Source organism: Variovorax xiamenensis, from assembly GCF_050916385.1.
Classification (GTDB): Bacteria; Pseudomonadota; Gammaproteobacteria; order Burkholderiales; family Burkholderiaceae_C; genus Variovorax.
Genome location: NZ_CP139038.1, coordinates 2917550 through 2929746 on the forward strand (window position 1 = coordinate 2917550; position 12197 = coordinate 2929746).

The window sequence follows — 12197 nt, forward strand, 5'->3', positions numbered from 1 at the left end:
TCGATCCGGCGGATGACATGCGCATCGTTGTCCGGCCGTTCAGGGCTTCGGATCGCCGAGGGAGGTGAGGCAGCCAACGATCGCGTCGGCCGCCTCGTCGAGCCGGGGGCCGGGGCGCATCATCAGGTCGAAGCGCGCCGAGGCGAAGCTGCAGACGCGTCCGCGCTGGATGGCCGACATGGCCGACCAGCCCGGCCGCGCGGCCATGGCCGAGATCTCGCCGAGGGCCGAGACCATCAGCACGTCCGGATTGGCGCGCACCACGAATTCGGGGCTCATCTTCGGGAAGGGGCCGAGCGTGCCGGGCACGGCGTTGCCCAGCCCGAGGCGGGCCAGCGTCTCGCCGATGAAGGAGCTTTCGCTGGCCGCGGCCATGCCGCCATGCACCTCGAAATACACGCGTCGGCCCTGCCAGCCGGCCGGCACGCGGGCGCGGGCCGCGTCCAGTCCGGCATCGAGCTTGCGCCAGTAGGCCTCGCCCGCGCCGGGGCGGCCTGTGGCGCGTGCCACGGTTTCCATCACGCGACGCATGTCGGCGTGGGTCTTGGCGTCGAGCGCCAGCACCTTCAGTCCCAGGCGCTCCAGTGGCTCGGCGGCGCGGCTGCGCGGGCGCAGCAGCACCAGGTCGGGCTTGAGCGCGACGATGCGCTCCACGTTCGCGTCGTCGATGCCGCCCACCTGCGGCATCCCGTTCACAGAGGCCGGCCAGTTGGCGTGGCGGTCGATGCCCACCAGCCGGTCGCAGGCATCCAGGGCACAGACGGTCTCGGTCAGCGATGGCATCAGCGACACGATGCGTCTTGCCGGCGCCTGCAGCTCGACCGTGGTGCCGCGGTCGTCCTCCAGGCGGATGCCTGCGGCATGGGATGCCGCGGCGCCGAGGCCCAGGGCCACGAAGGCGGCGGCCTTCGCGACCTGCCGGGCGGCGATGGAGGAAGAGAGCGGGAGCGGCTGCAGGGTGGAGGAATTCATCGAAAGGGGCATCGTCGGCGCGACGGCTATTGTCGTCGCGGCGTCCGCGGGCGAAGGCGTCGGGCCGTTTCTTCTTCCGCGCGAGCGTCGTGCACCTCGCGCAGCACGGCCCGCAGGTCGACCGGGCCGGTCTCGTGCGTGAAGGCTCCGGTCAATTCCGTCTCCGGGCGCAGCTGGCCGCGTTCGTAGAGGTGCCAGATTTCTTCGCCGTAGCTGGTGCGCAGCAGTTCGGGTGCGAAGCGGCCGAAGAAGCCGCGCAGGTTGGCCACGTCGCGCAGCAGCATGCGCTGCGCGTGGTTGTTGCCAGCCGCATCGACCGCCTGCGGCAGGTCGATGATCACCGGCCCGTCCTCGGCCAGCAGCACGTTGAACTCCGAGAGATCGCCGTGCACGACGCCGGCGCAGAGCATGCGCACCACCTCCCTCAGCAGGCTGGCGTGGTGGCGCAACGCGTCGCGGGGCGAGAAGGCCACGTCGCCGATGCGCGGGGCGGCATCGCCGTGGGCGTCGGTCACCAGGTCCATGAGCAGCACGCCCTCGAGGAAGTTGTGCGGCGCGGGCACGCGAACGCCCGCGGCGGCCAGGCGGTAGAGCGCATCGACCTCGGCGCTCTGCCAGATGGCCTCGGTCACCTTGCGTCCGAAGCGCGTGCCCTTGGCCATGGCGCGCGCCTCGCGGCTGTTCTTGACGCGCCGGTTCTCGGTGTAGTCGACGGCCTGCCGGAAGCTGCGCTTGTTGGCCTCCTTGTAGACCTTGGCGCAGCGCGTCTCGTCGCCGCAGCGCACGACGTAGACCATGGCCTCCTTGCCGCTCATGAGCTGGCGGACTACGGAGTCGATCAGCCCTTCGTCGACCAGCGCCTGGAGTCGTTGCGGGGCCTTCATGGGCGGTCCTCCCCGGCAACGGCGGGGCGGGACGAGAGGTAGGCCCGCAGGTTCTCCGTGCCGATCTGGTAGAGCCCGTCGTGCCTGTGCACCGCGTAGCCGAGCCGGTGATTGATGGCCAGCATGGCCGCGTTGACTTCGGCGTTGCTGGTGACTGCCATCGCGACCTCGGGATGCCGCTCGCGCACGAGCTGCATCATGGCCGCCTTCACGCCCTTGGCCAGGCCCTTGCCCCGCCACCGGCGCGCGACGGCAGTGAGCCGCTGTTGCATGCGGTCGGGAAAGTGCCGGTTCCAGCTGGCGTCGCATACCGCGACCACCTCGTCGCCATCGAGCAGCAGCACGAGGAAGTGCTCGCCGCCGCGGCGGTCCATGTCGGCGTACCAGGGCGGGAAGTCTTCCAGCTCGAATCGCATCGGCGGCCGCTCGAGGTTCGTGGTGGGTGCGTCGTTCAGCAGCACCGACAGCGGCTCCATCAGCGTCGCGAGCCGCTCGAAGGGCACGCGGCCGGCGTGCACCTCGGCGCGCAGGCCGTGGGCAGGCGCGAAGCCTTCGGCGCGCCAGCGGGCGAGGGCCTGCCAGTCGAGATCCGCGAAGGCCATGCGGTTCTCGACGCTGCGGTGCTTCTCGGTGGCGCCGATGGCGCGCAGGAAGGCGTGGCCTTCGGGCTGGTGGGCCTTGATGGTTGCGACCGACTTGCCCCGGGCTTCCATCAGCGCCAGCAAGGCGCGAAGCAGCGCGCTGGCCACGCCGCGGCGCCGGTGTGGACGCAGCACGCCGCCCCAGGCTTCGAGGAACGGCGCGAAGTCTTCGTGCCCGGGCGTGCCTTCGCGGCGGAAGCTCGCGCTCAGGCTGCCGATGAATTCGCCATGCGCGCCGACGGCCAGCACGCGGTGAAAGACATACAGCGGGTTGGGTCGCTGCACGTTGTGCCGGGTATCGGCGTCGGGCGTGATCGGGTCGCCCGGAGAGTCCTCTTCGGCGCGCAGGCGCCAGTAGGCGAGGAAGTTGCCCCAGTCGGATTCGCTCGCGCGCTGGGGATCGAAAACAATGGTCACGGGATGCCGCGCGGATGCGGCACGTTCTTCAAGCATGGTTGCAAGCCTTGATTCTTCGACGGATGAACGGGACGCCGCAGGCACGAGCGTGCCAACGGCGGCGTTTGAATCGGGGCGGCTTTGGGGGCGTCGCGACGGCCGGGAGGCCGTGCGGGGCAGACTGGTTACGCGATGAACGCGTGAACGATCAGCTGTTCAGATGAGGCCCGGCAAACCGCATGTGGGTGGGGGCATGAATTGCAATGACTACCATCTTGCACCTCCTCTTTCTGCGTGGTTGCGGGATCGGTGAATGTAGCGGCCTTGCCGCGCGCTGTGAAGTGCCGTGTTGTTTCGGCGCATGCGCCGGTTCACTTCGCAGTACGAGGGCGCTCGATGCGATAGACGAAGTGCGCCGTTCCGTGGATCGGGTTGTCCGGCGTGAGCGGCCCTTCGGCCACGCGCGCGAAGCCCGCGCGTTCCAGCACGCGCCAGGAGGCGGTGTTGCCGGCCGACACCGGCACCACGATGCAGGGCGCGGCAGGGTAGTCGTGCCATGTGGCGTCGACGAGCGTGCGGATCATCGCTGCGCCCAGGCCTTGGCGTACCGCATCGGGCTCGCCGACGAAGTAGTCGATGCTCAGCGCTTCGCCCGGCACTTCCAGCAGCGGCGAGAGCTCGTCGAGATAGCCGGGGTTGTCCTCGAAGGTGTAGCGCTGCACGAGGCCGAAGTCGCGGCCATCGATGGAGGCGATGTAGATCTCGGCCGTGTCGCTTCCGTCCACCGACGGACCGAAGTCGTGCTCGATGGCTTCCGGCGTCGTCTCGTGGTTCCACCAGCGCGCCACGTGCGGCTCGGCGAGCCACCGCGCGAGCATCGCGAAGTCGGACCGCGAGAGCCGGCGCAGTGCGATCGGTGCGTCGGCCCTGAACATGCCGCCTCAGTTCTTCATGCTGTGGACAAGGGACGCCAGCGCCGACGAAATGAAGATGGCCACGATGAAGCGCAGCCAGCCGGACTTGCGCTGCACGAAGTTGCCGATGACGACGCCCCCCGTCAACAGCCAGATCAGCGGGCTGGTTCCCGAGAGGAAGACGCTGACGACGTAGAGCGCCTGCAGCATCATGCTGGCGATCCAGCCGATCTGCGAGAGGGCGCCCAGTGTCTGCTTCGCGCTCGGCGTGGCGGCTTGCCCGGATGCCGGCTGCGCCGTGGCGGGCGCGCGCGCCGCCGACTGTGTGGAGCCGGCCGTGGCAGCCTGCTGCGGACGTGCCGCTTCGCGCAGAGCCTTCTTCTCTTCCGCGATCTGCTCGGCGGTTTTTTCCAGCACGGGCGCGGCCGCCTGCACCGGTTGCCACCATTCGGGCCATGGCGCCTTGCCCGCGGCGGACTGCTTGCGGAATTCGCCCTCGGCAAGCTTGCGCTTCGGGGGCTGTGGCGTCGTTGCCGTCGTTGTCGAAACACCGCGGCCTTCATGCTTCGCCGCCAGTTCGCGAACACGCTTCAGATACGGTTCGCCGCGCGCCGCGTCAGTCATCGCGATGAAGTTCGCATAGCCGCGCAGCGCGCCGATCACGTCGCTGTTGCCGTTCCACTGCAGGCCCTGCGGCCCGTTGCGCTCGGCCTGGTGCAGCACCGCGCGGAAGCGCCGCACGGTGTCGCGGTCGACCGAGAGCTTGTCGTTGACGACGATGCCCGTCACATGCTGCTGGCGGTGCTTCCGCATCACCTGCTGCTTGTCGGGATGCACGGTGAGGCCTTCGCTGGCCACGATCTGCTTCGCGCGCCAGAGCAGCTTGGCCGTGTCGCGGCTGTGCTCCGGGCCGGCCGAGAAAGTCAGGTCGTCTGCGTAGCGCGTGTAGCGAAAGCCCAGCTTCGCCGCGCTCGCGGCCAGTCGTGCGTCGAGCCTGCGGCACAGCAGGTTGGTGATCATCGGACTGGTGGGCGCGCCCTGCGGCAGCACGCGCTCGCCGCGCGCGACGAAGTAGCGGCTGCCGTCGAGCTGCACCTCGTCGGTCGGCGCCTCGGTGCACACCAGCGCCAGCAGGCTCGCCACCTGCGACGAGTACCCGAGCTGGCGGAACACGCCCCGCACGCGGCGCATGCCGATGGAGGGAAAGAAATCCTTCAGGTCGAGGTTGATGACCACGTCGCGGCCCACGTGCGGCGCGGCATTGGTGAGGATCGAACGGCCCGGCATGAAGCCGTGCGCGGCCTCGTGCACCGGCATCTTCGCGAGGATGTTGTCGAGCACCCAGTACTGCGCGCGCTTCAGCCGCGGCATGGGCGCCGAGATGTGGCGCTCGCCGCCGCTTTTCTTCGGCATGGTGAAGCGCTGGTAGTGGCTCACGCTCGACACCTCGCGATGCCAGGCGAGAAAGCGCAGCTCGCCCAGCCCGATGCCCATGGCCTGCGCAAGATCGCTCGCGTGGTCCAGCGCGGGCAGGGCGTTGCGGGCCAGCGCCTGGCTGTCGCTGTGCGCGTCGTTCAGGCCGCCCGAGACGCCGTCGCCCACGTAGAGCAGCTCGCGCTGGCGCCGCTCGTGCCATGCCACGGCGCGCGCATGGCGACCCTGTGCGGCGCGCTGACGGGTTTCCTCGCGGCGCTCGCGGGCGCGGGCCATGCGCTCCTTGCGCATCGTCTTCAGGGCCCGGTCGCGGTCCTCGATGCCGCGCAGCTCGTCGCCGAGCTTCGTGAGGGCCGTCTGCAGCTCGCCTTCGCGGCGGATCAGCTGTTCCTCGACCGTCGGCTGCGCCGTGTTGCGCGGCCAGAAGCCCAGGCGCTGCATTTCCTCGAGGACGACTTCCTGCTTGGAACTCTTGCGGATGCGCTCGTACAGCTCCTCGCGGGTGAGCGCGGAGTCGGGAATGGAAGATGAAGAAGAGGCGGGAGACTGCATGGTCATGGCGCTGCGCCACCGGCCGATGCACTGCTTGAAGAGAAAGATTGCGAACGAAGCGGGAATCTCGTCGAAGAGCCTCGGGACTGGAGGGCTCCACTCGACGCCGGATGGCCATGGTGACGCCGATGAGCTTCGAGGAAGCCGCACTGTTGTCGCGTCACCATGGCCATCCGGCACAGTGAAGAGACGTCCAGTGACGCTTGGGAAGTGCTGTATGCGAGGGCGGCGATACGCCGACCGGACTGCAAGAGCCTTCCCGCTCCGTTCGCAAAAAGCAGTGTATCAGCCGATGTGGGCGGTGGTCCTTTCCTGATCGGTCGTCTTTGTTGTCTTTTCCGTCATCGCCGTCACTGCAGGCGTGGCCGAGAGGCGCAGCGCGAGCATGTGCTCGCACGGGCCCTTGGTCATGCGGTGGCGCACGAAGTGGCTGCACTGGCATTCGCCCGAGGCCACGCGCTGGTCGGCGTCGAGCTGGAGGTTCGTGAAGTACTCGCGCTGGCCGGCAGAGCCCTTGCACTTGCCGCTGATCGAGACGCCGCCGTCGGAGCGCGCCTGCGTCTTCACATTGGCGATGCGGCGTGAGCGCACCAACTCGGCGGCGGCTTCTTCCTCGGGGCTGGCGTAGCGCAGCTTGTCCATCGGCAGTGGCTCGCGGCTGAGCTCGCGCAGCCGCCACACGCCGTGCGCGATGTCGTACACCACGCGCCCGGCCTGCACGTAGCCGCCGAGCGCCGCATCGACCGTGAGCGTCGAAAGGCCCGTGGCTGCTGCCAGCTCGTCGGTGGTGGCGCGCCAGCGCTCGCCCAGTGCCGCGAATACGCGCAGCAGGCTGTCCTGGTCGACCGTCTGGCGCGGCTGCAGCAGCTCGAAGTGGCCGTTGCGCGACCAGTCGTTGGCGGTCCAGCCGGAGAGGCCGAGCGTGAACTCCATGTCGGGCAGCTGCGCCACCCAGAAGCTGGGCATGCCGGTGCCCAGCAGGTGCACCGTGAAGCCCTGGGCCACTGGCACGAGGCGTTCGAGCTGCAGCAGCCGGCGCCGGCCCCACACGCGGATGTCGATGTCGGAGGTGGCGCTGTGCGTAGAGCGCGGGCACACCAGCTCGTGCCCCCAGGGCTCGAACACGATGCGCACCGGCTGCCCCGGCCGCAGCACGAAGCGCAGCGAGCGCGGTCCCACGCGCTCCTTGCGCCGGCGCAGCACCAGGCAGATGTTGTGGATGTCCATCGGATGCAGCTGCAGCCGCTGCGCGGGCAGCAGCATCGCGCTGCTCACCTGCAGGAAGCCGCGCACCCAGCTGTCGGGCACGTCGATCTTCGGCTCGTGGAAGGCCGGGTCGTTGTCGCTCTGCACCTGGAAGCCGCCGGGGTCGATGGCCAGCCGCGTGGTCTTGTAGTCGCGGATCTTCTGGAACTCGTCGTACAGCGACTCGGAGTAGTCGACGTTGGTGGTGCCGAAGGCGTGGTCGCTCACGCGGTCGAAGATGTCGTGGCTGCACGAGAACATGCCGTAGCTCGACTCGTCCTGGCTGAAGCACTCGAAGAACACGCGGTCGGGGTGCACCGTGATGACGGGGTCGAGCACGAACCATGCCTCGCGGTTGACCTTGTAGATATGGTCGAAGTAGCGCTGCTGCGCGCTCATGAAGGGCTGCATCACCGCGCGCTTGCTCTTGCGCAGCTCGGCCAGCTCCTTGCTGATCGGCTCCATCTGCGCTTTGATCGCGTCGCTGCGCGCCATGAATTGCGCGAGCAGTTCGCCTTCCTGCCCGGCCAGCCATTCGAGGTACGCGCTCTTGTCGCGCGGCTTGAAGCGCAGGTCGCCCACCACCACGTCGTGCAGCGCCGACATGCCCTCGCGGAACGGCAGGTGGCGGTTGATGTCGGCGACGAAGTGCACCGGCGCGCGCAGGGTGTCGGGCGCGAACTGCAGCGCGGTGCTGTTCGCCGTGTGCTGCGCGCCCGAGTGGCCGAAGTAGCGGTACTGGAATCTCATGCGGCGGGCCCTCCCGAGGGGGCAACGAAGGGAGGGGCGCGGCGCGGGGCGATGCTGCGCACCGGTGCGGTCTGCAACGGGTTGTCCAGGTCCGGGAAGAGGGCCTGGATGCTGCGCAGCCCGGCCACGTACTGGGCGCGTTCGGTGATGGCGCCTGTGACGGCCTGCCGCGCGAACACGCGAGCCACGATGCGCGCGATGTCTTCCGAATGCGCGGCCTGCGCGGCCAGGAACTCCATGACGCGGGCCTTGGCCAGCCGGCCCCGGTTGGCCTGCGAGAGCACGCTCAGGAAGTAGGGCTCCAGCCGCCCGAGCACGTCTGCATTGCGGCTCGCGGCCGAAGCCAGCCAGTTGGTCACGAAGAGCTGCATGCCAGGCGATGGATGCTGGCTGAGCTGCAGCATGTAGGTGGTGACATCGGTCACGTCGAAATGCGTGGTGAGCAGTTCGCGGCCCAGGCGCTGGGCACCGGCGTCCTTGTGGTCGCACAGGCGTACGAGCAGCGCCGGTGTCCAGGCGCTGGCGCTGCCTTGCGCGCCGAACCACTGGCGTGCCCAGTCGCGCGCGTCGTCCCAGCGGCTGTCGAAGATGCGCAGCGCGTCGCCGAGCTCGGCGAGCGTGCGTTCCGGCCTTGCCGCGAGTTGCTCCGTGGCCCACTCGCGTGCGGCGGCCGTATCGACGAGGCCGAGACTGGCGGTCTGCAGCACGCTGAAGCTCTGTGCGTCCTGCTGAGGCAGCAGCCAGGCGCCGAGGCGCTGCGCGCCCTTGCTGCGCGCTTCGAGCAGCCGCAGCGTGACGGCGGGCTCACCGCGGCGCGTGTGTTCCGCCATCGGGCCGCAAAGCCATTGCAGCAGCGAATCGAACACACCCTCGGCGGCTTCGGCGCGGAACAGTTCGTCCCGCAGCAGCGGCATCAGCGCGGCGCCGAAGTCCGGGTGCGAGGGCAGCAACTGTGCCAGGCGCGGCGCGACTGCCGCGCGCACGACCGGCATCGGGCTGCTGCAGAAGGCGGCGAACAGTTCGGGCTGTGTGACCAGCGACTCGTCGGGAAGGGAGGTGAAGAGCCGCACACCCGCGCCGCGCAGGCGCTCGTCGTCAGCTTGCAGCAGCCGCGTGAGCACGCTCACCGGCAGGCCCTGCACCGAGGCCGGGTGCAGCAGCAGCCACTCGGCAGCGGTGCGCACGACATCCGGGCTCGCATGCTCGAAGAGCGCAAGAATCCTGTTGAGCGGCGCCTTGGCGGCCGCCGTTCGCAGCAGGCCCTCCAGCGCCCACTGCACGTTTTCGCAGACGGCGTCGAGCTGGGGCTGCGCGGCGTCGCAGGCCGAGAGCCACGCGAGCAGGTCGGAGGCCAGCGCATCGAGCGTCGAAGGATTCGGCGCCGCGGCCTGCAGCAGAAGACGCGAGGCGCGGCGCACTTCGGCATCGGCAGAGGTCAGCAGCATCAGCAGCAGGTCGACCTGCTGGCTGTAGAGGCCCGGGTCCTGCCCGATGTATTCGAGCGCCAGCGTGCGCGCCTCGGCCAGAGGCGAGCCCAGCAGCGCGGGTAGCCAGGGCAGGGGAGCTTCGCCCGCCGTGATGCGCTGGCGCGCGATGCCGAGTGCGAAGCGCGCCGTGTCGTCCCAGGTGCTGGCCAGCAGGCGCCAGACCGTGGGCGTTTCCAGGGCTTCGCAGAAGGGCTTGTTGTCCTGCAGCGCGCGCGCGGCGAAGGCATGCACAGCCGCGCAGCGGCCCTGCTGCATCAGCTGCAGCAGCGCCTGCGGATGGCGGTCCCAGCGTTCGGGCCAGGCTTCGGTGCGGTTCAGGCGCAGCGTGGGCAGCGGCGTGCTGCGGCGCCAATGCAGGCCGCCGCGCTGGGCTTCCCATTCGGAATCGTGGCGGTGCAGCAGCTGCATCAGCACCAGCCAGCGGCTGTAGGGGCCGGTGTGCCAGCTGCGCGGCTCCGGCGTCCAGCGCGTTTCGCGCTGCTGGCCGGTGGTGCCGGCTTCGGTGTCGTCGGCCGCGAGCAGCACGCCCATGGCGAGCCGCAGCCAGTCGGCTTCGTCGGCCGCGCCGGCCAGTGCCAGCCTGCGCAGGTTGCGCCATGTGCGGCGGCGCAGGTAGTCGCGCGTGCGCTGGCTGTAGGCGAGGCGGCTGTCGGGCCGCACGATTTCCTTGGCGATCTCGACATAGCGGCCGTTGACCTGCGCCCAGCGGCCTCCGGTGCGGAAGGCCGCGCGCTGCGTTTCCAGGCGCTGGTGCAGCACGCCGAGCAGGGCGTAGTCGCCCGCGAACTCCGCGCCCTTGTAGAGGCGCCGCCAAGCGCGGAAGCTGCCGGCCGCGAGTTGCAGCGTCGGCGCGATTTCGAGCAGCGAGGCATGCGCAAGCCCACCGGCCGCGGAGCCTTCGAGCAGCGAGAGGTCGAAGAGCTGCTCGACCCAGGCGGCGTACTTCAGTCCGTTCCAGAGCGCGGGGTCGGCCAGATGCTGTCGAAGCAGGGGCATGGCCTGCGCGATAGGCACCTCGCCCATTGCGGACCAGGCACGGCGCAGCGGCGCGGGCCAGTCGTCGACGATGCGTGCCGTCTCGGCCGCGCGTTGCTCCTCGGGCCAGAGGGCGAGGGCGGCCCAGCGCGCGGCGCGGGTGACGACCGGCGTGCGGCCGCGCTTCGACAGCTCGCGCATCGCCTCGAAGGCGCCGACGTCGCCGCAGCGGCCGATGGCCCAGGCGATGCAGTAGTCGAGCATCGGCTCGCCGGTCTCGATGTGGTCGATGAGCTGCGGCACGGCCGCCGCGAGCCTGCGCTCGCCGATGCGCCACACCACGCGGCTGCGGCGCACGGGGGGAAGCAGGCGCCATGCGTCGGGCTGGATGGCGGCCAGCAGCACCGCATCGCCGGGATGCGCGATGGCAGTAGTGGCGGCCGTGGTTGCCGCCGGTGCCGCAGCGGCCGAGCCTTCGAGCACATAGCCCTGGGCGATCTGCGCCGCCACGGCGCGCTCGAAGGCGGCGTTGGCGGGCTCGAACGGCAGCGGCGACGGGGTGTAGACCGTTTCCTTCCACTGCAGCCCGTCGCGGCTGGTGCTCACATGCACCACGTGGCCGGGAGCTTCCGGCAGGGCGAACAGTTCCACGGTGCTGAAGCCGGCGGCGCCTGCCGCGCCGGGCTTCGTGCGGATCAATTTCTCTGAGCGAATGCGCTTCACGCGGAGGCCTCCCCTGCCTTCGGTTGGTGCTTGTGCTGCTTTCTTGTGTCGCCGCGCATCTTAGCGGGCGTTTGCGGCGGCACGGCTGTGTAGCATGCGCGCTCCGGCAACCACCCAGCGATTCTCCAGATGTCGAATACCCAGCAGGTTCCGCAGTCGAGCTTTCTCTACTTCACGGGCGGAGGTTCGGACAAGGTCTACCAGGTGCACCTGCGCCCGAAGGACGACGGCTGGGTTGTCGACTACGGCAACGGCCGCCGCGGCGGCACGCTTTCCACAGGCACCAAGACCAGCAGCCCGGTCGCCTACGAGGCCGCGCTGAAGATCTACGACAAGGTCGTCAAGGAAAAGACATCCAAGGGCTACACGCCCGACCAGTCGGGCGCGCTCTACACCTCCACCGACCTCGCCGGCCGCGTGAGCGGGGAGCTGCCGCAATTGCCCACGCTGATCCTCGAGGAGCAGGCTGCGCGCTACTTCGACGACCCCGGCTGGGGCCTGCAGGAAAAAGCCGATGGAGAGAACCGCATCCTGCTGATCGAAGGCGAGGCGGTGCGCGGCACCAACCGGCGCGGGCTCTTCGTCGACATTCCGCAGGCATGGGTCGGCTCCGCCGCCGCGAAGGCCGGTCGCACCGTGATCGCCGGCGAGCACGTGGGCGATGCCTTCATGGCCTTCGACCTGCTCGAGCTTCACGGCGAGGACCTGCGCGGCGCGCCCTTCATCGACCGCTTCGGTCACCTGCGCACCGTTGCGCTGTCGGTGCCGTGGATCACCCTGCTCGAACTGGAACTCACCGCCGAAGGCAAGCGCCGTCGCGCTGCAGAACTGCTGGCTGCGCATGGCGAGGGCTATGTGCTCAAGGCGCTCGACGCGCCTTTCGCCGCGGGCCGCAGCACGAGCAGCCTGAAGTTCAAGTTCAACCAGAGCGCGACCTGCGAAGTCATCCGGGTCAACGCCCAGCGTTCGGTGGCCGTGGGGCTGCGCGACGATGCGGGCGCGATGATCGACCTGGGCAACGTGACGGTGCCGCCCAACGAGGCGTTGCCGGCAGTGGGCACGCTGGTGGAAGTGCGCTATCTCTATCGCTACGCCGGCGGCAAGTTCGAACAGCCGGTCTACAAGGGACAGAGGCCGGACATGACTGCGGAAGACGCGGTGCTGTCGCAGGTCACGCGCATCAAGGACCGCAGCGCTGCGGCCGGCGACGACGACGCGGCCTGA

The 12197-nt window shown here is 69.6% G+C and carries 8 protein-coding genes; 1 reads left to right on the forward strand and 7 read right to left on the reverse strand.

Features of this window, described 5'->3' with window-relative positions; all coding sequences use genetic code 11:
* Positions 1-39: 39 nt before the first annotated feature.
* The 7 genes from SFB74_RS13030 to SFB74_RS13060 all read right to left on the reverse strand — a co-directional run bounded on the left by SFB74_RS13030 (position 40) and on the right by SFB74_RS13060 (position 10973).
* On the reverse strand, positions 40-972 hold the full coding sequence (locus tag SFB74_RS13030; RefSeq protein WP_432731212.1) for an ABC transporter substrate-binding protein: 933 nt from the start codon (positions 970-972) through the stop codon (positions 40-42).
* A 26-nt stretch (positions 973-998) separates the two neighbouring features.
* Entirely contained in the window at positions 999-1856 is an 858-nt protein-coding gene (locus SFB74_RS13035; RefSeq protein ID WP_432731213.1) for a PA4780 family RIO1-like protein kinase, read from the reverse strand.
* Positions 1853-2950 carry a GNAT family N-acetyltransferase gene (locus SFB74_RS13040; RefSeq protein WP_432731214.1) on the reverse strand — a complete coding sequence of 366 codons (1098 nt, stop codon included), beginning with the start codon at positions 2948-2950 and terminating at the stop codon, positions 1853-1855. Before SFB74_RS13040 ends, SFB74_RS13035 begins: the two co-directional genes overlap by 4 nt.
* A 314-nt stretch (positions 2951-3264) precedes the next feature.
* A complete protein-coding gene (locus SFB74_RS13045; RefSeq protein WP_432731215.1) occupies positions 3265-3828 on the reverse strand; it encodes a GNAT family N-acetyltransferase in 564 nt (187 codons plus the stop codon).
* Between the two features lie 6 nt (positions 3829-3834).
* Complete coding sequence (locus tag SFB74_RS13050) at positions 3835-5799, reverse strand: reverse transcriptase domain-containing protein (protein WP_432731216.1); 1965 nt, start codon at positions 5797-5799, stop codon at positions 3835-3837.
* A gap of 279 nt (positions 5800-6078) precedes the next feature.
* The gene (locus tag SFB74_RS13055; protein WP_432731217.1) at positions 6079-7788 is read right to left on the reverse strand and encodes an SWIM zinc finger family protein; all 1710 of its coding nucleotides are present in this window, start codon (positions 7786-7788) and stop codon (positions 6079-6081) included.
* On the reverse strand, positions 7785-10973 hold the full coding sequence (locus SFB74_RS13060) for a hypothetical protein (protein WP_432731218.1): 3189 nt from the start codon (positions 10971-10973) through the stop codon (positions 7785-7787). Before SFB74_RS13060 ends, SFB74_RS13055 begins: the two co-directional genes overlap by 4 nt.
* 129 nt (positions 10974-11102) lie before the next feature.
* Here SFB74_RS13060 and SFB74_RS13065 point away from each other — a divergent pair, with 129 nt between their 5' ends.
* A complete protein-coding gene (locus SFB74_RS13065; protein ID WP_432731219.1) occupies positions 11103-12197 on the forward strand; it encodes a hypothetical protein in 1095 nt (364 codons plus the stop codon).

Bases quoted from the DNA above. Each gene is read 5' to 3' on its own strand.
- SFB74_RS13030 (WP_432731212.1), bottom strand. From the start codon at position 972: ATGAATTCCTCCACCCTGCAGCCGCTCCCGCTCTCTTCCTCCATCGCC.
- SFB74_RS13035 (WP_432731213.1), bottom strand. From the start codon at position 1,856: ATGAAGGCCCCGCAACGACTCCAGGCGCTGGTCGACGAAGGGCTGATC.
- SFB74_RS13040 (WP_432731214.1), bottom strand. From the start codon at position 2,950: ATGCTTGAAGAACGTGCCGCATCCGCGCGGCATCCCGTGACCATTGTT.
- SFB74_RS13045 (WP_432731215.1), bottom strand. From the start codon at position 3,828: ATGTTCAGGGCCGACGCACCGATCGCACTGCGCCGGCTCTCGCGGTCC.
- SFB74_RS13050 (WP_432731216.1), bottom strand. From the start codon at position 5,799: ATGACCATGCAGTCTCCCGCCTCTTCTTCATCTTCCATTCCCGACTCC.
- SFB74_RS13055 (WP_432731217.1), bottom strand. From the start codon at position 7,788: ATGAGATTCCAGTACCGCTACTTCGGCCACTCGGGCGCGCAGCACACG.
- SFB74_RS13065 (WP_432731219.1), top strand. From the start codon at position 11,103: ATGTCGAATACCCAGCAGGTTCCGCAGTCGAGCTTTCTCTACTTCACG.